This window comes from Streptomyces sp. NPDC013457, assembly GCF_043089925.1.
GTDB lineage: Bacteria > Actinomycetota > Actinomycetes > Streptomycetales > Streptomycetaceae > Streptomyces.
The window spans coordinates 432,837-452,068 of record NZ_JBICBL010000001.1 but is presented as its reverse complement, the minus strand read 5'-3'; the positions used below and the strand labels follow the sequence as shown (position 1 = coordinate 452,068).

General features: G+C 73.8%; 17 protein-coding genes. 10 read left to right on the top strand and 7 right to left on the bottom strand.

Annotated features, from left to right (window positions below; all coding sequences use genetic code 11):
• Positions 1-52 precede the first annotated feature (52 nt).
• Positions 53-1,267 carry an aromatic acid exporter family protein gene (locus tag ACF1G2_RS01935; protein WP_391796343.1) on the top strand — a complete coding sequence of 405 codons (1,215 nt, stop codon included), beginning with the start codon at positions 53-55 and terminating at the stop codon, positions 1,265-1,267.
• A 44-nt stretch (positions 1,268-1,311) separates the two neighbouring features.
• Here ACF1G2_RS01935 and ACF1G2_RS01930 read toward each other — a convergent pair whose 3' ends face one another.
• Positions 1,312-1,515 carry a hypothetical protein gene (locus tag ACF1G2_RS01930; protein WP_383567801.1) on the bottom strand — a complete coding sequence of 68 codons (204 nt, stop codon included), beginning with the start codon at positions 1,513-1,515 and terminating at the stop codon, positions 1,312-1,314.
• A gap of 170 nt (positions 1,516-1,685) precedes the next feature.
• Here ACF1G2_RS01930 and ACF1G2_RS01925 point away from each other — a divergent pair, with 170 nt between their 5' ends.
• Together ACF1G2_RS01925 and ACF1G2_RS01920 are read left to right on the top strand one after the other, a co-directional pair.
• On the top strand, positions 1,686-1,964 hold the full coding sequence (locus ACF1G2_RS01925; RefSeq protein ID WP_391796342.1) for a hypothetical protein: 279 nt from the start codon (positions 1,686-1,688) through the stop codon (positions 1,962-1,964).
• Between the two features lie 391 nt (positions 1,965-2,355).
• A complete protein-coding gene (locus ACF1G2_RS01920) occupies positions 2,356-4,200 on the top strand; it encodes a S8 family serine peptidase (RefSeq protein WP_391796341.1) in 1,845 nt (614 codons plus the stop codon).
• Here ACF1G2_RS01920 and ACF1G2_RS01915 read toward each other — a convergent pair.
• Both ACF1G2_RS01915 and ACF1G2_RS01910 read right to left on the bottom strand, forming a co-directional pair.
• Complete coding sequence (locus ACF1G2_RS01915) at positions 4,197-4,418, bottom strand: hypothetical protein (RefSeq protein WP_391796340.1); 222 nt, start codon at positions 4,416-4,418, stop codon at positions 4,197-4,199. The genes ACF1G2_RS01920 and ACF1G2_RS01915 overlap by 4 nt on opposite strands.
• Positions 4,419-4,455: 37 nt before the next feature.
• Complete coding sequence (locus ACF1G2_RS01910) at positions 4,456-5,001, bottom strand: EF-hand domain-containing protein (protein WP_391796339.1); 546 nt, start codon at positions 4,999-5,001, stop codon at positions 4,456-4,458.
• Between the two features lie 56 nt (positions 5,002-5,057).
• On the opposite strand from ACF1G2_RS01910, the gene ACF1G2_RS01905 reads away from it, so the two are divergent.
• Positions 5,058-6,314 carry a M28 family peptidase gene (locus ACF1G2_RS01905; protein ID WP_391796338.1) on the top strand — a complete coding sequence of 419 codons (1,257 nt, stop codon included), beginning with the start codon at positions 5,058-5,060 and terminating at the stop codon, positions 6,312-6,314.
• An 85-nt stretch (positions 6,315-6,399) separates the two neighbouring features.
• Positions 6,400-6,696: an antibiotic biosynthesis monooxygenase gene (locus ACF1G2_RS01900; protein ID WP_391796337.1), complete on the top strand. Its 297-nt coding sequence runs from the start codon at positions 6,400-6,402 to the stop codon at positions 6,694-6,696.
• 12 nt (positions 6,697-6,708) lie between these two features.
• On the opposite strand, the gene ACF1G2_RS01895 is transcribed toward ACF1G2_RS01900, so the two are convergent.
• Complete coding sequence (locus tag ACF1G2_RS01895; protein WP_391796336.1) at positions 6,709-7,170, bottom strand: RrF2 family transcriptional regulator; 462 nt, start codon at positions 7,168-7,170, stop codon at positions 6,709-6,711.
• A 141-nt stretch (positions 7,171-7,311) separates the two neighbouring features.
• On the opposite strand from ACF1G2_RS01895, the gene ACF1G2_RS01890 reads away from it, so the two are divergent.
• Positions 7,312-10,062, top strand: a complete 2,751-nt coding sequence (locus tag ACF1G2_RS01890; protein WP_391796335.1) for an FAD/NAD(P)-binding protein — start codon at positions 7,312-7,314, stop codon at positions 10,060-10,062.
• Positions 10,063-10,068: 6 nt separating this feature from the next.
• Here ACF1G2_RS01890 and ACF1G2_RS01885 read toward each other — a convergent pair whose 3' ends face one another.
• Positions 10,069-11,298: a Tm-1-like ATP-binding domain-containing protein gene (locus ACF1G2_RS01885; protein ID WP_391796334.1), complete on the bottom strand. Its 1,230-nt coding sequence runs from the start codon at positions 11,296-11,298 to the stop codon at positions 10,069-10,071.
• A 103-nt stretch (positions 11,299-11,401) separates the two neighbouring features.
• On the opposite strand from ACF1G2_RS01885, the gene ACF1G2_RS01880 reads away from it, so the two are divergent.
• The 3 genes from ACF1G2_RS01880 to ACF1G2_RS01870 all read left to right on the top strand — a co-directional run bounded on the left by ACF1G2_RS01880 (position 11,402) and on the right by ACF1G2_RS01870 (position 13,332).
• A complete protein-coding gene (locus tag ACF1G2_RS01880; protein WP_391796333.1) occupies positions 11,402-11,980 on the top strand; it encodes a Type-2Aa cytolytic delta-endotoxin in 579 nt (192 codons plus the stop codon).
• A gap of 77 nt (positions 11,981-12,057) precedes the next feature.
• On the top strand, positions 12,058-12,678 hold the full coding sequence (locus tag ACF1G2_RS01875; protein ID WP_352188944.1) for an L-threonylcarbamoyladenylate synthase: 621 nt from the start codon (positions 12,058-12,060) through the stop codon (positions 12,676-12,678).
• Positions 12,679-12,693: 15 nt separating this feature from the next.
• Positions 12,694-13,332: a DUF4232 domain-containing protein gene (locus ACF1G2_RS01870; protein WP_391796332.1), complete on the top strand. Its 639-nt coding sequence runs from the start codon at positions 12,694-12,696 to the stop codon at positions 13,330-13,332.
• A gap of 63 nt (positions 13,333-13,395) precedes the next feature.
• On the opposite strand, the gene ACF1G2_RS01865 is transcribed toward ACF1G2_RS01870, so the two are convergent.
• Positions 13,396-15,060, bottom strand: coding sequence for an FAD-dependent oxidoreductase (locus tag ACF1G2_RS01865; RefSeq protein WP_391796331.1), 1,665 nt, complete (start codon positions 15,058-15,060; stop codon positions 13,396-13,398).
• A 44-nt stretch (positions 15,061-15,104) separates the two neighbouring features.
• The gene (locus tag ACF1G2_RS01860) at positions 15,105-16,019 is read right to left on the bottom strand and encodes a diiron oxygenase (protein ID WP_391796330.1); all 915 of its coding nucleotides are present in this window, start codon (positions 16,017-16,019) and stop codon (positions 15,105-15,107) included.
• 260 nt (positions 16,020-16,279) lie between these two features.
• Between ACF1G2_RS01860 and ACF1G2_RS01855 the strand changes: the two genes are divergently transcribed.
• The gene (locus ACF1G2_RS01855) at positions 16,280-19,093 is read left to right on the top strand and encodes a hypothetical protein (protein WP_391796329.1); all 2,814 of its coding nucleotides are present in this window, start codon (positions 16,280-16,282) and stop codon (positions 19,091-19,093) included.
• The last annotated feature ends 139 nt before the right edge of the window (positions 19,094-19,232 follow it).

Below are 19,232 nucleotides of genomic sequence, written 5' to 3'. Positions count from 1 at the left end.
GGCCGTACCGGTACGGCGTGCGAAGTCCCCACCGGTACGAAAGCCTGAAAGCGTGAGGGACGTGCGCGCTGCGCTGCGAAAAGTGGTGGCCGACCTGTACGCGCGGCGCCGGGACCCGGCGGTCGTGCAGACCGTCAGGTCCGCGGTCGCGGCCACGATCTCCTATGTCGTCGCTCTCCAGCTGAGCAGCGAGCCCGCCCCCCTGACCGCCCCGCTCACCGCGCTGCTCGTCGTCCAGGTGACTCTCTACTCCACGCTCACCACCGGCATCCGACGGGTCAACGCGGTGGTCGTCGGCGTCGTCATCGCCATCGCCTTCAGCGCCCTGGTCGGCCTCACCTGGTGGAGTCTCGGGCTGATCATCCTGGCCTCGCTGGTGGTGGGCCGTTTCGTGCGCGTCGACGAGTTCGTGCCCGAGGTCGCGATCAGCGCGATGCTCGTCCTCGGCGTCACCCAGGTCACCGACACCGCCTGGGACCGGGTCCTGGAGACCCTCATCGGGGCGATCGTCGGTCTGACGTTCAACACGGTCCTCGCCCCGCCGGTCTGGGTCGGCTCGGCCGGTGAGTCCATCGAGGACCTGGCGCGCCGTATGCGCCGGCTGATGCTGGGCATGGGCGAGGAACTCGCCACCCCCACGACCGTCGCGCACGCCGCCGCGCGCCTCCACGAGGCACGCCGGCTCGACAACGACGTGGCCGACGTCGACGCGGCCCTGCGGCAGGCCGAGGACAGCCTCCGGCTCAACCCGCGCGTCAAGGAACAGGAAGGAGTCCTGTACCGCATCGTGCTGCGCACCGGGCTCGACACCCTGGAGATCTGCGCCGTCGTCCTGCGGGTCATGGCCCGCACGCTCACCGACCTCGCCAAGGAGCGCAAAGGCGCGGAACTCTTCCCCGAGGACCTCGCGCTCGCGCTCGAAGACCTCCTGGCCCGCGTCGCCGACACCCTCGTGAGCTTCGCCGTCCTGGTCTCCACCCACGTCAGCGAGGACGCCGACGCCGCCGAGGAACGGCTCGCCGGCGAACTCCGCGCGGCGCGCGCCGTCCGCGACCACACGGCCGACCTCCTGCTCCAGGTCGTCCAGCGCGACGCCCGCCACTGGCAGCTGTACGGGGCGCTCCTGGCCGAGATCGACCGGATCCTCGACGAGCTGGACCTCGACCACCGCGGGCGCCGCCTCATGGAAGAACTCGACCGCCACTCGCGCGAACGCGCAGGGCGGCGGCCGAGGCTGTCGGCGCTCCGCGACCGACTGGGGGTCTGAGGGACTTCGGCTGGGGGACATGGGGGAATTCGGAAATCCGGCCGTCAACGCCGGTCGTTCATCAGCTCCTGGAACGAACTCATACAAGGGGTGCAGTGACGGTCGGTCCTCTCGCGCTCCTCCAGCGGCTCCTCGTGGAGCGACTGCCCGCACAGGGCGGTCGCGGTGCCGATGGCGGCCACGTGCCAGACGAAGATCCCGTCACGGGGCGCTATGCCGACGTGCATTTCGTACATGGTCGTCTCCATGCTCGGCGGACTCTTGCCCTTCCAGTGCACCCGACGGAGGGCCGGTTGCACGCCCGGAGGGCGGCTGTTCGGGTGACGCGCCCCGCGCCGCCGCCTACCAGGCTGCCCGGGGGCCGGATGGCTACGCTGGAGCAGGGGGCGAGGACGGCGAACCGGTCGGAGGCGACCCCATGAGACGACGCCACCACTTTCACATCGACCACGCGGGGCACTCCGTCAGCGTCACGGTCCAGACCGGCCACAAGGCCGTCGTCGAGGTCCTTGTCGACGGCAAGGAGACGGGGTACGCCACGACCGGTCACGACCGCCCCGTGACCGTGCACATCGAGCTGCCGACCGACCCGCCGACGCCCGCGACGGTCCGCGCCGCGGCCGGTCCCGGGATCCCCCGCTGCGTCCTGGAAGCACCGGGCACCGAGCCGCAGGTCATGTCACCCCGGCTCTACTGACGGCCCGCGCCCGCCGCCCGACCACGCGCGGGCCCCCGTGACACACCCGCCGCCGCGCCCTCGGGCCGGCGGCGCCGGTCGAGCACCGGACAGCGTCCTTCCGCACGCCCCCTTCCGCACGCCCCCGCCCCTACGCAGGCGGGGGCGCCCCGTTGTGCCCGACGACCGGCACGACCCGCGGCATCCGCATGCCCACACCCCGACGAACCACCCACCGCGGGGGAAACCCGACCCGACCGACACACCGTCAGGTCAACACTGGGTAACGCCAACGGGCTTATGGGGTTGAACACTTCCTTCCGCATGCCGGTCTCTGGGATCTTGCGTCCCACCCCCTACAACACAGGGCCCGGCAGGCGCCACCAGCGTCACCGGGCCATCGGAGGACGCATTGTTTTCCCACATACCCAGCCGGCTGAGACTCTCCGCCGTGGCCGTCGCCGCTCTCGGCTCGGCCGTCGCGCTCACCGTGCCCGTCGGAGCCGCCCAGGCCGCGCCGACGACCATCCCGGAGCCCACGGCAGCCTCCGCGGCCCAGGCCGGCTCCACCGCCTCTGCCGCGTCCGCCGCCTCCGCCGCCCGCGCGGCCAAGGCGGCCGTTCCGGCGGCCTGGGCGGCCGGCACCCGGGCCTACCTGGTCATCACCGCTCCCGGTGACACCACGGCCGTCCGCACGGCGGTCGCGAACAACGGCGGCACCGTCTTCGCCTCGTACGACGCCATCGGCGTCGTGGTGGCCCACTCGACGTCGACCGGCTTCGCCCCGGCGATGCGCGCCGTCTCCGGGGTCCAGCAGGTCGGCGCCACCCGCACCTCCGACGTCCCCGCCGACGCCTACAACCCGGCGCTGCCCAGCAACCCGTCCCAGTCCGCCGCGCCGTCCACCGAGCCGGTCCGCTCGGACATGACGCAGATCAAGGCCGACCAGGCCTGGGCGATCAGCACCGGTTCCCCGACGGTCAAGGTCGGCATCCTGGACACCGGCGTGGACGACCAGCACCAGGACCTGGCGCCCAACTTCAACGCCGCCGACTCGGTCTCCTGCGCGTACGGCAAGACGGACACCCGGGCCGGGGCGTGGCGTGACGTCGACACCCACGGCACGCACGTCGCCGGTACGGTCGCGGCCGCCAAGAACGGCAAGGGCGCCATCGGCGTCGCGCCGGGCGTGAAGATCTCCTCGGTCCGCATCGCCGAGCCGGGCAGCACGCTGTTCTTCGCGGAGAACACCATCTGCGGGCTCGTCTGGGCCGGTGACCACGGCTTCAAGGTCACCAACAACAGCTACTACACGGACCCGTGGCAGTTCAACTGCCCGAACAACGTGGACCAGGCGGCCATCCTGGAGGGTGTGGGCCGCGCCCAGAAGTACGCGGAGGGCAAGGGCTCGCTGCAGGTCGCGGCGGCCGGCAACGCCAACTACGACCTGGCGAACAAGACCACCGACACCTCCTCGCCCAACGACTCCACCCCGGTGACCCGGACCATCACCAACGACTGCCTCGACATCCCGGCGGAACTGCCGGGCGTCGTCACGGTCGCGGCGAACGGCACCAACGGCTCGTCCAAGGCGTCCTTCTCCAACTTCGGCCGTGACGTCATCGAGGTGTCGGCGCCCGGCGAGTCCGTCTACAGCACGGTCCCCGGCGGCAAGTACTCCTCGCTGAGCGGCACCTCCATGGCCTCCCCGCACGTGGCGGGCGTGGCGGCGCTCCTCGCCAGCGCCAACCCGGGCGCCACCCCGGCGGACATCCGTACGAAGCTGGGCGTCCAGGCCACCGACCTGGCCTGCCCGTCGGACAGCCGGTGCACCGGCACCACGGCCAACAACAGCTTCTTCGGCGAGGGCCGCGTCGACGCGCTGAAGGCGGTCGGCGGCACCACCCCGCCCCCCGGCGCGTACTTCGAGAACCTCACCGACGTCGCGATCTCCGACAACGCCACCGTCGAGAGCTCCCTCACGGTCAGCGGGGTGACGGGCAACGCCCCGGCCACCCTCAAGGTCGGGGTGGACATCAAGCACACGTACATCGGTGACCTGAAGGTCGACCTCGTCGCCCCCGACGGCACGGTCTACACCCTGCACAACCGGACCGGCAGCGGCACGGACAACATCCTCCAGACCTACACCGTCAACGCCTCCGCGGAGGTCGCGAACGGCGTCTGGAAGCTCCGTGTGAACGACAACGCCAACCAGGACACCGGCAAGATCGACGCCTGGAACCTGACCTTCTAGGCCTTACCCGGGCGCCCTTCACCGTTCCGGCGGGGGCGCCCGGACTCCGGTCCGGAGTAGAGGTGGTCGACCTCGGGCCGCAGATCCAGTATGTCGAGGAACTCCGCGAGCTCGGCCCGGTCGGTCGTCCGGCTCGCGACGGCCCGCCGAGCCGCACGACGGCGCTCTCCGGGACCCCGGCGCCCGGGCGAACCGTCGCTCTCCTCAGTGACGTCCATGACGAGATCCGACCACACCACGGGCCCCCGCGCACGGTCAGTACACGCCGAGGAAGATGCCTCCGGGCGTGTCGAGGTTGTCGTTGTGCAGGTGGAACGCCCGCAGCGACCGGGCGATCTCGCGCTGCGAGAGGAACGCGTCGCGGTCCAGGTCGAGACGCTCGAAGACGCCCGGGTCCTGCTCCCCGGTGACACCCCAGACGGCGAGATACGCGGTGAACTCCTCGCCGCTGACCCGCTTGTCGCCCTTCGTGTCCATGATGCGGAAGACGGCCGCCGCGAGGTCTTCGAGCAGTTCGGGCCGGTCGCTGTCGTAGCCCACCGCGCGATGGGCGTCGACGAATCCGTCCTGGTCCAGCCGATCCCGTCCCGGCACCGACTGGGTGAGCAGCCCCAGCCACTGCGCCCAGTACGCACGCTCCAGGGCCTGGATCCGGGAATCGTCCGCCGTCAGCCCGTAGACCGTCGCGTACGCCCGCACGACCCGCTCGTGGTCGGACCAGGTGACGAATCCGTCGCCGTCGGAGTCCATCACCTCGAAGAGGCGTCGGAGCCTACGGGTGATCGGATCGAGCGTCGGCATGCGGGGATCCTTCCGTCGGAGGGGGTCGTACCGAGAGGGACGGCAGAACCCCCAGTGTGGTTGCCCGCGAGCGCCCCGGTGTGCCGCACCACCCACGCGCCGCGCACGAGAAGGAGCGCGAGACGGCGCACGAGAACGCGCGCGGACCGGCGCCGTACGCCACCATCGACGCCATGGACCACGGTCCCGGCGCTCCCGCGCACGTCGTGTCCGCGCTCGTCCGGGAGCTGGCCCGACGGGCCGATCCGGGGCGCCTGCGGCAGGACGTCGACTTCCTCGCCGACCGCCCGCGCGGCCGGACCCACGCGCCCGACGCCATGCTCCGCGCCGAAGCGTATGTGGCCCGTCGGCTGGCCGAGGCAGGCTGGCTGACCGAACGGCGGCCGTTCGACGTCCGGTGGCGCCCCGGCTGCACCGACCGTCCTGGTGGCGCGCGCCTGTCGCCCTTCCGCTTCCGCGTGCACCGGCGGCTCACCGGAGCCAACCTGCTGGCCCGGCTGCCCGACGGAGCCGACGGGGGCGACCGGCACGACCGGGGCGACGAGGACGTCCGGAACGACCGGGGCGACCGGCCGGCCGTGCTCGTCGGAGCCCACCTGGACACCGTCGCGGGCAGCCCCGGCGCCGACGACAACGCCTCCGGAGTCGCCGCACTGCTGGAGGTGGCACGGCTGCTCGCCGGGCTGCCCCGGCCACCCGCGGTGCGCCTCGCCTTCTTCGACATGGAGGAGCTGGGGTTCGTCGGCGCGCGGGTCGTCGCCCGCGCGGCCGGCCGGGGGCAGCGGATCGCCGGGATGCTCTGCCTGGAGTCCGTCGGCTGCTTCGACACCGAACCCGGAACGCAGACGGTCCCGCCGGGGTTCGGGACGGTCTTCCCGGGCGCGGCCGGAGCCGTCCGCGCGAACGGGCGGCGCGGCGACTTCGTCCTCGTCGTCCACCGCCGGTCCTCGGAGACGGCAGCCGGCCTGTGGCGCCGGGCGGCCGCGGCCACGGACCCGCGCCTGCCCGTCGTCACCCTTCGGGACCCCCGCCCCGACGGCCCGCTCGGCACCCTCGCCGGACTCGCCGTGCCTCCGGTGAACCATCTCGGCCGCAGCGACCACGCGGCGTTCTGGAACGCGGGCATCCCGGCCGTCCTGCTCACCGGCACGGCGAACTTCCGCAACCCCCGCTACCACCGCCCCACCGACACCCCGGACACCGTCGACCACGAGCGCCTGGCGGCCGTCGCCGTCGCCACCGCGGTCACCGCCGCTCTCTGGCAGCCACCCGGCCCGTCCCGGCCCTTCCGTCCGCGCCGTCACCGCCCGTAGCCGTATCGGAGGCGGAATCGGGCCAGCGGACCTACCGTGGTCGGACAGCGCGATCACGACCGATCCCGTTACCGAGGAGGCTGCGATGGAGCAGCGCTTTGTCTGGGTGACCACGCGCCGCATCACGCCGGGCGCCCTGGAGGAGTTCGAGCAGGCCTGGCGCCCCGGATTCTCTCCCGACGGCCTGCACAAGGCCTACGCCTACTGGACCGAGGACGGCCAGGAGATCACCGGCGTCTCGCTCTGGGACTCCAAGGAGGCGTGCGACGCCTGGCGGTCCTCCGACGCGGAACGCCAGCGCCGCGAGACGATGGCGCCGTTCGTCGTCGAGGAGAACGAGGCCTTCTACCGGGGCGGCGAACTCGGCCTGCCCGGACGGTGACCACGCACGGCGCTACGGATAGGTCCGTACGTCGTCGGTGTACTCGCGGGCCCGCTCCCGGACGAGATCCGGCAGCGTCCCCGACGCCAGGTCCGCGAGGGTCGTCCCCTCCAGGACCTGGCGCAGACTCGCGCGCACCGCGCGCCAGACGTCCGGCATCGGCGCCGCCGCCCCCTGGTACTCCAGACCCGTCAGCTTCAGGTCGCGCACGCTCACCAGCGGACCGTCCATCGCCCGGATCACATCGGCGAGGGTGATCTCCCCGGACGGTCTGGAGAGGGTGTACCCGCCGTCCGGGCCGCGCACGCTCCGCACCAGCCGGGCCTGCCGCAACTCGCTGAGGACGACGAAGAGGAAGCGGACCGGGATGTCCTGCCGGCCCGCGATGTCCTCCGCCTTGAGCGGCCGGTCGGGGGAGCAGGCGAGCTCCGCCATGGCCCTGACCGCGTAGTCCGTTCGCGCTGAGATCCTCACCGCCTCAATGTCTCACGCCTGGCGCGAAACCGATCCGGCCCCCGGCGCACGGGGCGGGGCGGCCTTGTCATTGCACATTGTTCATCGACATAGTGAACAACGTTCCGCAGTGCCCGCCCCGGCCGGAGGTCCCTCGTGCCCATGCCCGTGCCCCTGCCCGCGTCCGCCCCCGCGCCGACGGTCCCGGGCCGTCCGCGGCCGACCGTGGCCGTCGTCGGCGCGGGCGCGGCCGGCGCGCTCGTCGCCGTCCAGCTGTGCGAGACGGCCGCCCGCCGGCGGATCCCGCTCGACCTCGTCCTCGTCGACCCCGCCGCCGAGGCCGGACGCGGCACGGCGTACGCCACCGAGGTCCCCGAACACCGGCTCAACGTGCCGGTCGGCGGGATGAGCTGCTACCCGGACGACCCCGGCCACTTCCGGCGCTGGCTCTGCCGCCACGGTGAATCGACCGTCACCGAGCGGGACTTCGCGTCCCGGCACCGCTTCGGCTCCTACCTCGCCGACACCCTCGGACGCGCCATCATCACGGCCCACGGAACCGTCGCCGTGCGCCGGCTGCGGACGCGGGCGATCCGCTGTGCGGAGACGGCCGACGGGCGGTTCGAACTGCGCCTCGCCGACGGCGGGACCGTCACGGCCGACACCGTCGTCCTGGCCACCGGGCCCGCCGCGGGCACCGCGCGCTGGGCCCCGGCCGAACTGCGCGGCTCCGAGCGGTTCGTCGCAAGCCCCTGGGCGCCAGGCGCGCTCGACGGGGTGGGGCCGCACGACGACGTGCTGCTCGTCGGCGCGGGCCTGACCGCCGTCGACCTCGCGCTCGTCCTCGACCGGCCCGGCCGCACCGTGCACGCCCTCTCACGCAGCGGTCTGCTGCCCCGCCCCCACGCCGTCGCGCCGCTGCCGCCCGTACCCGCTCCGCCCGGCCTCACGGCGCTCCCGCTCCGCCGGCTGCGCACCGCGCTGCGGCTCCACTTCGCCGCCTCGCTGCGCGACCACGGCGACTGGCGCCCCGCACTCGACGGACTGCGCCCCGCCATCGCCGCGCTCTGGCAGGGGCTCACCGACGAGGAGCGGGCCGAGTTCCTCGAACGCGACGCGACCCGGTGGAACGTCCACCGCCACCGGATGGCTCCTGCCACCGCCGAGACGATCGCCCGGGCCCGCGCCGCCCGCCGCCTGCGCGTCCACTCCGGCCGGATCGCCGCCGTCCGCACGACGGACGACGGCCGGATCGCCGTCGCGCTCGCCGACGGCCGGGAACTGACGGCGGGGTGGGTCGTCGACTGCACCGGCCCCGGGCTCCGGACCGACCCGGCGGACGACCCGCTGTGGGGCGGGCTCCTCGCCGACGGCCTGGCCGCCCCCGGCCCCCTCGGCATCGGCGTCGCCACCGACGCCGGCCGGCTGCGCGACGCCCACGGCGGCACCGGCAGGCCGCTGTTCACCCTCGGCGCGCCCCGGCGCGGCGAGCTGTGGGAGACGACCGCGATCCCCGAGATCAGGGCACAGGCCAGGGAGGTCGCCGAGTCCGTGCTCGCACCCCTCACCCGTACCCCGCAGCCGACCCGCCGACGGCCCACCGACCAGTTCGGGCTGCCGCTGTCGACCCACGCCGCGGCCGCCGCCGCCTTCCGCAGCGGCCTCGGCCGGGTCGTCACCGTACGGGCCAAGTCCGCAGAGGCGTTCGCCCGGGCCACCGCCCTCGACCCCGGCTTCGCCCTCGGGCACGCCGCGCTCGCCCTGCTCGGCCACGAGTGCGGCGCCGATCTCGACGTACAGCGCGAACTCGCCGACGCCCAGCGCAGCGTGGCCGAGCGCGGCGACGACCGGGAACGCTCCTTCGTCGACGTCGTCACCCGCCGGATCCGGGCCCATGACGCCGGTGGTTCGGCCGAAGGCGACGGGGGAGCGGACGGCGACCGGGCACTCGTCGCCCACCTCGACCGCTACCCCGGTGACGCCTTCGCGCTGAGCATCGCCGTGCCCACCATCGCCTTCTCCGGCGTGGGCGACCTCGACGGCACGCTGGCCCGCCGTATCGTCGAGCACACCGCGCCCGCCTACGACGGGCACTGGTTCCCCACCTCGCTGCTCGCCTTCGTCCGGCAGGAGCAGGGCCGCATCGACGAGGCGGGCGCCCTCGCCACGGCGGCCCTGGCCGTCGAACCCGCGTCAGGACACGCCGTCCACGCCCTCGCCCACGTCCACTACGAGTCCGGCGACCACCGTGCGGGCCGCGACTGGCTCGACGGCTGGATCGGCGGCCAGGGTCGCGGCGCCGTGCACCGCGCCCACTTCTCCTGGCACGTGGCGCTCCACGAACTCGCCCTGGACGACTCCGAGGCGGTACGCCGCCGCTGGTTCGCCCAGCTCGCACCGCGGCAGGTGAACGGCGTCCGCGCCCTGGTCGACTCCGGCTCCCTCCTGTGGCGGGCCAGGATGACCCGGAACTGGACCGGAGCCGTACCCGTCGACGGGGTCCTCGACGCCGTCGAGCGCGACCTCCTCGAACGTCCCGCGACCGCGTTCACCGCCCTCCACGGGGCGGTAGCCCTCACCGCAGCCGGCGATCTGCCCGCGCTCCGGAGGCTGCGCACCCACGCCTGCGGCGCCGACCCCGTCCAGCGCGAGGTCATCGCCCCGCTCTGCCGCGCCCTCGAAGCCGTCCTGGAGGAACAGTGGACGACCGCGGTGGAGGGGCTGCGTGCCCTGCAGCCGGCCCTGCGCCGCGTGGGCGGCAGCGCCGCCCAGCGCGAGATCGTCGAGGAGACCCTCCTGTACGCCCTCCTCGAAGCCGGTCAGAGCGACGCGGCCCGCCACCTCCTGGAGGAACGGCTCGACCGCCGCGCCTCCCCGCTCGACCGGCGCCGGCTGGCCGACCTGCCCGGGTGAACGGGGTCAACCCCCCTCGATCAGACGGTGCAGGAGGTCCGCGGCGGCGCGGCCGAACGACGGGTCGTTGAGGTGCGTGTCGGCCTCCACCACGTCGACCGCGCTGCCGCGCAGCCCGTCCCGGACGGCGTCGAACAGCGCCTCGTCCACCTCCGGATCGTGGTACGGCCCGCCCGGCCCGCCGAGCGTGGACAGCCCGCGCAGCGGCAGGAGGACGGTCGTGGGACCGGTGGCGGACCGCAGCTTCGCCGCGACGCGCGCGCCGAGCTCCGCGCACTCCTCGGCCGTCGTCCGGACCACCGAGACCGACGGGTTGTGCACCCGCACGTCACGGTCGAGCACCCGCTCGGGGACCGTGTCGAGGGGGCCGAACTTCACCAGGTCGAGCGCTCCGGGGCTCACCACCTGCGGAACCCCCGCGCGCCCGGCGGCGAGCAGCCGGTCGGGCCCCGCCGTCAGGATCCCCCCGCAGAGGTCGTCCGCGAGTTCGCAGAGCGTCAGGTCCAGGACGCCCGCGAAGAGCCGCTGCTCCGCGAGCGACTCCAGGGTCCGGCCCCCGGCCCCGCTCGCGTGGAAGACCAGCACCTCGTAGCCGAGTTCGGTCAGCCGCGCCCGCGCCGCGTCGACGCCCGGCGTCGTCACCCCGGCCATGCTCGCGGCGATCAGCGGCCGCTCGCCGTCCGCGGCGGGCCCGGGGACGGCCGTCGCGAAGCCCCGCGCCATACCGGCCACCGCGTCGACGGCGTTCGCCAGTATCGGGGCCGACACCCGGTTGACCCCGGCGATGTCGACCACGCTGTACATCAGCGTGATGTCCGCCGAGCCGACATAGGGCGCGACATCGCCCGAGGCCATCGAGGAGACCATCACCTTCGGCACCCCCAGCGGCAGCGCCCGCATCGCCCGTGTCGCGATCGACGTACCGCCGCTGCCGCCCAGCGCAAGCACCCCGTGGAGCCTGCCCTCCGCGTGCAGCCGCCGCACGACCTCCGCCGCCCCGCGCGCCATCGCGGTCACGGCCGCGCCACGGTCTCCCTCGCTCCGTAACCGTTCCAGGCGCACGCCCGCCGCCCGCGCCACCTCGGCGCGCGGGACGTCGGCGGGTATCCGCGGGCTCCCGATCACCCCCGTGTCGACCACGATGACCTCGACCCCGCGGCGCTCCAGCCGCTCGCGCAGCCACCCGTACTCAAGGCCCTTGGTGTCCAGCGTGCCCACCAGCACTACGATCGCCATCCCCGTACTGTCCGGCGAAGTCGACAAGACGACAAGGGTGTGGCGGCCCGACGCCAGACGGCATACTGACCCCCCTTGATCACCACGACGAACGAGGAGAGTCATGACCGCCAGTTTCAAGACCGTCATCGAGGTGGGTCCGGACCATCTCGACCAGGCCCGGGCCATCGACCGGCTGTTCCAGGAGGCGATCGCGCCCGCCACCGTCAACTTCGACTTCGAGAACATCCACCAGGCCGCGGTCGCCGTGCCGGACAGCGCCGTCGTGAAGATGGTGCGCGGCTGGGGGCTCCAGGAGCACGCGCCCGTCATGGTCATGGTGCTCTCCCTCAAGGAGGCCGTGCGCCAGGCGCTGCCCGGCGAGTTCGCCGAGGCCCGGTTCTGGGACACCGTGGAGCGGGAACTCGCCGACGCGTTCACCGGACTCGCCGCGCAGGAGGGCGGACCGGGACTCGCGTACTACGACGAGGGTCCGGACCGGACGAGCTACTACCGGGACCTGTTCTTCGCCCTGCAGGACGAGGAGACCGGGGACCACATGTACGCGATCGCCTTCTGCATCGACGTGACCGTCGGACTGGAGAAGGAGAAGGCCGCCGCTCTGGAGATCACGGACATCGCGCCGTACGCGATCCGGCTCAACGCGATCGTCCTGCGCCAGGAGTTGCGCCTCGCGGCCTGACGGCCGTCCGGACGTGCGGTGAAACCGCACCGGCCCGCCGTCCCGGGCCGGACCCGCAGGGAACCTAGACTGACCGCATGGCGAAGTACTTCGACGTGCACCCCGAGAACCCCCAGCGCCGCACCATCAGCGGTGTGGCCGACAGCATCCGCTCCGGCGCGCTCATCGCGTACCCGACGGACTCCTGCTACGCGCTGGGATGCCGCATCGGCAGCCGCGACGGCATCGGCCGGATCCGTTCGATCCGTGAGCTCGACGACCGCCACCATTTCACCCTGATGTGCCAGAACTTCGCGCAGCTCGGCCAGTTCGTGCACGTCGACAACGACGTGTTCCGCGCCGTGAAGGCGGCGACGCCCGGCAGCTACACCTTCATCCTGCCGGCGACCAAGGAAGTCCCGCGCCAGCTGCTGCACCCCAAGAAGAAGACCGTCGGTGTCCGGATCCCGGACCACGTGGTGACCCAGGCGCTCCTGGAGGAGCTCGGCGAGCCGCTGCTCTCCAGCACGCTGCTCCTGCCCGGCGAGGACGAACCGATGACCCAGGGCTGGGAGATCAAGGAGCGGCTCGACCACGCGGTGGACGCCGTCCTCGACTCCGGTGACTGCGGCACCGAGCCGACGACCGTCATCGACTTCTCGAGCGGCGAGCCGGAGGTCGTACGCCGAGGAGCGGGCGACACCGCGCGGTTCGAGTAGCCGGGCGTTCGCGACATGACCGTCATATCCCCTCGGTACGGCATTCTGCTGGCGGCGGCCGCCCTCCTGACGACCGCCGGATGCGGCCTCGGGGCCGAACTCGACCGCGAGGCCGACCCCGAACGGACCGGTGCCCACGCCGTTGAGGCCCCGCCGCCCATGGAGGTCCCCGCTCCCGGTCCGTCCGGCCCGGGCGCCCCGCCCGATCCGACCGCCACGGAGGGCTGTCCGGAGTCCGGTGTCCGGGTGACGACCGGAATGGTCAACGTGGCCATGGGGCTGCGCGCCATGCCGGTGACGCTCACCAACTGCGGTACGGGCGAGCAGCGCGTCAACGGCTATCCGGACGTACGGGTACGGGACGTCGAACGCCGGCCCATGGACGTCACGGTGCTGAAGGGGCCCGGGCCCATCACCACGCTCGACGACCCGGGACCGCACCCGGTGGCGCTGAAGCCTGGGGAGTCCGCGCGCAGTGTCTTCGTCTGGCGCTACTCGGCCGTCGAGGCGTCGACCCTGCGGGGGAGCGGCGTCTACGTCGAGATCGCCCCGGCCGCGGGCGCGGAGCGCCGGACGGTGGTGCCGGAGGGCGGCCTGGACATCGGCGAGACGGGCCTGCTGGGCACGACGGCCTGGGAGAAGGTCACGGACTGACACGGGGCCGCGGGACGGGCCCGGGGGACGGAGCCGCGTGGGGCCCCGCCCCCCGGGGCCTCGTCAGACCGGGCGCCGCAGGCGGCTGGTTCGGGCGGCGGCCACCAGCTCGGCCACCGTGGCGAGTTTGACCCGGGGCCTGCCGGTCTCGTGGCCGCGGCCGCGTTCGGCCCGGTCGATCGCGGCCAGGCCACGGGCGTCGACGACCTCCGCGGCGCGTCTGCGGACCAGCCGCCGGAACGCCTGCGGGGTACGGGACGGGGTGGGCAAGGCACCCGCGACGGCGTCGGCCAGGAGCGTGCCCACCGTCTCCGCCGCGCAGGTCCGGTTGGCGCCGATCCCGCCCGAGGGACCGCGCTTGATCCAGCCGACGACGTACGTCCCGGGCATCCCGGTCACCCGGCCGCGCTCGTGCGGCACGGTGCCGGTCGCCTCGTCGAAGGGCAGCCCCGGCACCGGCACGCCCCGGTAGCCGACCGCCCGCACCACCAGACCGGCTGGGATCTCCCGCTCGCCCGGACCCTCCGTCACCCGTGCGGCCCGTACCGCCCCCTCGCCTGCCAGCGCCACCGGCGCGGAGTGGAACCGGAGCACGATTCGCCGCTCACCTTCCGAAGACGACGCCGGCGGGCGCGTCCAGTCCACGGCCTCCCGCGCCACGTCCCGGAGCAGCGCGGCCTTCTCGCCCGGCCCGGCGCCGTCGATCGCGGCGCCGGTCCGCGGATCGTGGTCGTCCACGACCAGCCGTACCCCGGGCAGATGGGTGAGGGCGAGGAGTTCGGAGGCGGTGTACGCCGCGTCCTCCGGGCCGCGCCGCCCGAGCAGCACCACCTCGCGCACCCGCGACGCGCGCAGGGCGGTGAGCGCGTGGTCGGCGATGTCGGTGCCGGCCAGGCTCTCCGGGTCCATGACGAGGATCCGGGCGACGTCGAGCGCGACATTTCCGTTGCCGACCACGACAACCCGCTCGGCGCCGGTCACGTCGATCGCGTCGGGGGCGCACTCGGGGTGGGAGTTGTACCAGGACACGAACGCCGTCGCCGAGACGCAGCCCGCAAGCTCCTCGCCCGGGACGCCCAGGCGGCGGTCGGTGGAGGCGCCCACGGCGTAGACGACCGCGTCGTGGTGCGCGGCGAGTTCCTCCGCCGTGACGTCCCTGCCGATCTCGACGCCCAGCCGCATCCGTACCCGGGGGTGGGTGTGGAAGCGGGCGAAGGTGTCACCGACCTTCTTGGTCGCCGGGTGGTCCGGCGCCACGCCGTACCGGACGAGACCGCCCGCCACGGGCAGCCGGTCGACCAGGGTCACCTCGGCGTTGGTGTGCAGCAGCAGGTCCTCGGCGGCGTACATGCCCGCCGGGCCGGTGCCGACGACCGCGACGCGGATCGGCGCGAAGTCCGAGGGCAGGCTCCGCTCGAAGGCCGGCGCGCCCCAGGAGTGGAAGTTCGGCCCGGGGGACCGGGCCGGAGGCTCCCGGTCGGCGAAGTACGCGGCGTTGACGGCCGCGTACCCGGCGTGCGCCGCCGAGAGGCTGTCCACCGGGAAGATCGCGTCCACCGGGCAGGCGTCGGCGCAGGCTCCGCAGTCGATGCACGTGGCCGGGTCGATGTGGAGCATCTCCGTGCTGCCGAACTCCCGTTCCTCCGGCGTCGGGTGGATGCAGTTGACGGGGCACACGGCGACGCAGGTGGCGTCGCTGCAGCACGTCTGGGTGATGGCGTAGGTCATGTCGTCGGCTCAGCTCAGCTCGGCTCGGTCCGGTCGGTCTGTGGTCAGATCAGGTGGGCGCGCTTGTAGAAGACGAGGGCCGGCCGGGTCAGGAGCCCGGCGGAGGAGAGGAACTCCATCAGGCCCGCGCAGCTGGACCGCATCAGCGACTTGCGGTGCTCGTTCGCCCTGGCCTCGCGCACGGCGCGCTCGACGTCGAGCCCGGCGCTCTCGTAGACCTTCCGGCCCACCATGCTGGTGACGATGACGTACGAGGCGATCGCGATGACCAGCGCGTGGAACTGACGGCGCGCCCGGCTCGCCCCACGGAGCCGCCTGCGCGTCTCCTCGCGGGCGAACTTCATGTGCCGCGACTCCTCCACGACATGGATGTTGTTGATCGTGCGGACGAACGGCACGACCCGCTCGTCTCGCATCCAGTCGCGCTGCATCACGTCGAGGACCTCTTCGGCCACCAGGATCGCCGCGTACGCCGCCTCGCCGAAGGCGACGGTCTTGAAGGCCCTGCCGAGTTCGACCGCGATCCGGCGCGGCCGGTAGGCGGGCGCACCGAGCTTCGCGGCGCCCCGGGCGAACATGATGGAGTGCCGGCACTCGTCGGCGATCTCGGTGAGCGCCCACTGGAACCGGGGCTCGGTCGGGTCCTTGGCGTACATGTCCCGCAGCACCATCTGCTGGAGGATCATCTCGAACCAGATGCCGGTGCTGGCCACCGAGGCGGCCTCCTGGCGGGTCAGCTCCTTGCGCTGAGGCTCGGTCAGCTCGCCCCAGTACGCGGTGCCGTAGAGGGTGCTCCACTCCGGGCTCGCGCCGTGGAAGTCCTTGTCCAGAGGGGTGTCCCAGTCGACCTCGGTGGCGGGGTCGTACGACAGTTTCGCGGCCGAGTCGAGCAGCCGCCGGGCGACCTCCTGCTCGGCGTGCCGTTCCTCGCTCCCCGGTCGGACGGTGCTGCTCGCCATGTGCGGCTCCTTGGATCGAGACGTCGCACGCTTGTTAGATGCGGCGTCTAGCAAGCTGTTAGACGGAACGTATAACAAGGGGGCCGTGCGGGCCTACCCCCGTGCGGGAAATCCCCTCGATGCCTCCACGTGTCCGGTCCCGTCCACGACCGGACGCCCCCATGAGGCAACCCACGGCGGCCGGTTGCCGTCCTCCGGTCACGACAGAGGCACTCGCCGACCACGAGGTGCCCGCACGACCGATCGTGAGGAAGACCGCTTTGATACGTGTCACACGCGCGGTGACCGCGGCCGTGGCGTTACTCGCTCTGGCCGCGGCGTCGCCCGGAACGGCGTTCGCCGAACCGTCCCCGGGTTCCCTGGCGCGGGCGGGGAACCCGCGTGGGGAAGGGGACGAGGGCAGGCTCCCCGAGGGCTGGCGCCTCACCGGCAAGGGCGCCGACCGGCAGCTCGTCTGGACGTCACCCGACCCCGTGCGCATGGGCGACGCCCGCGTCGAGTTCCACTCCGGGAACCGACTGCTCGGCATCCCCGTGCCCGCCGCCGACGGCAAGGCGTACCGGCTCCGGGCGGACGGCCTGCGGCTCGGCTCCGCGGACGAGCTGAAGGTGGTCGCCGGCGGGCGCCGCCTGGACGCTGGCGCCCCCGCGCCGGCCCGCACCGCCGGCGCCCGGCCCCCGGCGCGATCCGCGCTGACGGAGCCACCGTTCCCGGCCAACCCGGTGGACCCCGGAGTGCCCGGCGGCTACCGCACCGTCAGCGGCGAGTACGACCTGACTTCCGTACGGCTGCCCGGCTACGCCGAGCCCGTCGAGATGCGGGCCATGGTCGTCGGACCGAAGGGCGCGGAGGGCAAGCGGCCGCTCGCGCTGTTCCTCCACGGCCGTCACAGCACCTGCTACGGCTCCGGCGAGGAGGTGACCGGCGCCTGGCCCTGTGCCCCCGGCACCCGGCCGATCCCCAGTCACAAGGGATATCTGCGAGCCCAGCAACTGCTGGCCTCCCAGGGCTATGTGACCGTCTCGATCTCCGCCAACGGCATCAACGCCCAGGACAACCTCGCCGAGGACGCCGGAGCCCAGGCCCGCTCCTCCCTGGTCCGGCAGCACCTGGCCCGCTGGGCCGAGTGGTCCGAGAACCCGGCGGGCGCCCCGTCCGCCGTACGGGCCGCCTCGCCCGCCGACCTCTCCCGCGTGCTGCTCGTCGGCCACTCCCGGGGCGGCGAGGGCGTCAACCGCGCAGCGCTCGACAGCCTCCACCGTCCGCCCGCCGACCAGGACGGACACCAGGGCCCCGTGCGCTGGACCATCCGCGGCAACGTGCTGATCGGACCCACGATCTTCGGCCAGAACCCGGCCCCCGACGTGCCCTCGATGACCATGCTGCCCGGCTGCGACGGCGACGTCTCCGACCTCCAGGGCCAGATCTACGTCGACGGAACGCGCGGGGTGGGCGGCGGCGCCGCCCTCCAGAGCGCGGTCTACATGCCCGGTGCCAACCACAACTTCTTCAACAGCGAGTGGACCCCGGGACAGGCGGAGGCGCCCGCCTGGGACGACTTCTTCGAGGACGACTCGCGCGACCCGGTGTGCTCGCCGGGCACCTCCACCCGGATGAGCGCCGCGCAGCAGCAGACCGCGGGCGCGACCTACATCGCGGCCGCGGCCCAGCTGTTCGTCGCGGGCGACGACCGCGTCCGCCCGCTCCTCGACGGCAGCGGCCGGCGCGCACCCTCGGCCGGCACCGCGCGCGTCCTCAGCCACGCCGTCGGCGCGCACCGCACCCCCGCGTTCCTGCCCGGGCCCTCGACCGCCGTGACCGGCGGCCGGGTGTGCGCCCAGATCGACCCCGACCCCGACCGGGCCTGCCTGGCTCCCGACGCGAGCGGCCGGTCGCCGCACTTCGCCCACTGGGAGGCATCGCCCGAACCGGGCCGCGACGCCGTCGCGTTCCGCTGGAAGAAGGGGGCCGTCGGACCTCCGGTGACGATCCGCTCCGCCGGTCCCGTCTCGCTCAAGGGCTCCGAGGCGCTGGCGCTGCGCGTCATCCTTCCGCCCAACAGCACCGGCACGCACCTGGACGCAGCCCTCGTCGACTCCACCGGCAAGCGGGCGCGCCTCGGCGCGGCAGCCCGGATCGACGGCCTCCCCGGCAGCGACCGGACCACGTCCCTCTGGGCCCGTGAACTCCGCTTCCCCCTGGCCGCGGCCGTACGGTCCGGCCTGGACCTGAGCCGCGTCACGACCCTCGAACTGACCCCGCGCGGCGGCGCCGGAAGCGCGTGGCTGATGGACGCCTGGGGCTGGCGCCCCGGCACGCCGGAGGCCCGGCCGACCGCCATGCCCCGCGTCGACATCGGCCGGCTGACCGTCGACGAGGGCGACTCCGGGGTCCGTACCCTCCGGGTCCCCGTCACCGTCTCGGGCCAGGGCAGCGGACAGGTCCGCGTGTTCGTCCCCCGGCCGGGCACGGAGGAGGTCACGTCCACGGTCGTGACGGTACGCCCCGGCAGCCAGGACATCGACGTGCCCGTCGAGGTGCGGGGCAACACCCGCTACGGCTACGACGTCACCCAGGACGTCTCCGTGAAGGCCGTACGCGGCGTGGCCGTCGGCTCGCACCGGGGCGGGGTGACCGCCCGGAACGACGACGCGATGCCCACGGTGACGCTGACCCCGGTCGAGGCCGACGTCACCGAGGGCCGGCCGCTGACCTGGCGGCTGACCCTGTCCGCCGCCGCCGACGTGGAGGTGGGCGGCTCGCTCGCCCTCCTGCCGGTGGCCGGCGGCGCCGAGCTGTCCACGGCGGACGTCGGACGGAGCTGGCTGGAGGAGCACTTCGGCGAGCCCCCGGCCCGTCCGGTGCCGCTCTCGGGCCTGTGGGAGGGCGAGGCCCCGGCCTTCTCGGTACAGGTGCCCGCCGGGCGGACGTCCGCCGAGGTGAGCATTCCCACGGTCACGGACACGGTGCGCGAACCGACCGAGTACCTGCGCAGCCGGCTCATCACGTACGACGCGGACTGGGAGCCGCACGAGGGCCCGGAGTTCAAGGGCTCGGTACGGGACGCCGCCTAGCGCGGGCCGGCCTCATGGACCGGACGGGGGGGGGGGGGGGGCCCCCCCCCCCCCCCCCCCCCCCCCCCCGCCCGCCCCCCCCCCCCCCCCCCCCCCCCCCCCCCCCCCCCCCCGCCGCCGGGGGGGGGGGGGCCCCCAA

What these genes read in the sequence shown, in the direction of transcription:
- ACF1G2_RS01870 (WP_391796332.1), top strand. Translation starts at nt 12,694, where the DNA reads ATGACCGTCATATCCCCTCGGTACGGCATTCTGCTGGCGGCGGCCGCC.
- ACF1G2_RS01915 (WP_391796340.1), bottom strand. Translation starts at nt 4,418, where the DNA reads ATGGACGTCACTGAGGAGAGCGACGGTTCGCCCGGGCGCCGGGGTCCC.
- ACF1G2_RS01930 (WP_383567801.1), bottom strand. Translation starts at nt 1,515, where the DNA reads ATGGAGACGACCATGTACGAAATGCACGTCGGCATAGCGCCCCGTGAC.
- ACF1G2_RS01865 (WP_391796331.1), bottom strand. Translation starts at nt 15,060, where the DNA reads ATGACCTACGCCATCACCCAGACGTGCTGCAGCGACGCCACCTGCGTC.
- ACF1G2_RS01910 (WP_391796339.1), bottom strand. Translation starts at nt 5,001, where the DNA reads ATGCCGACGCTCGATCCGATCACCCGTAGGCTCCGACGCCTCTTCGAG.
- ACF1G2_RS01900 (WP_391796337.1), top strand. Translation starts at nt 6,400, where the DNA reads ATGGAGCAGCGCTTTGTCTGGGTGACCACGCGCCGCATCACGCCGGGC.
- ACF1G2_RS01880 (WP_391796333.1), top strand. Translation starts at nt 11,402, where the DNA reads ATGACCGCCAGTTTCAAGACCGTCATCGAGGTGGGTCCGGACCATCTC.
- ACF1G2_RS01890 (WP_391796335.1), top strand. Translation starts at nt 7,312, where the DNA reads ATGCCCGTGCCCCTGCCCGCGTCCGCCCCCGCGCCGACGGTCCCGGGC.
- ACF1G2_RS01885 (WP_391796334.1), bottom strand. Translation starts at nt 11,298, where the DNA reads ATGGCGATCGTAGTGCTGGTGGGCACGCTGGACACCAAGGGCCTTGAG.
- ACF1G2_RS01925 (WP_391796342.1), top strand. Translation starts at nt 1,686, where the DNA reads ATGAGACGACGCCACCACTTTCACATCGACCACGCGGGGCACTCCGTC.
- ACF1G2_RS01875 (WP_352188944.1), top strand. Translation starts at nt 12,058, where the DNA reads ATGGCGAAGTACTTCGACGTGCACCCCGAGAACCCCCAGCGCCGCACC.
- ACF1G2_RS01860 (WP_391796330.1), bottom strand. Translation starts at nt 16,019, where the DNA reads ATGGCGAGCAGCACCGTCCGACCGGGGAGCGAGGAACGGCACGCCGAG.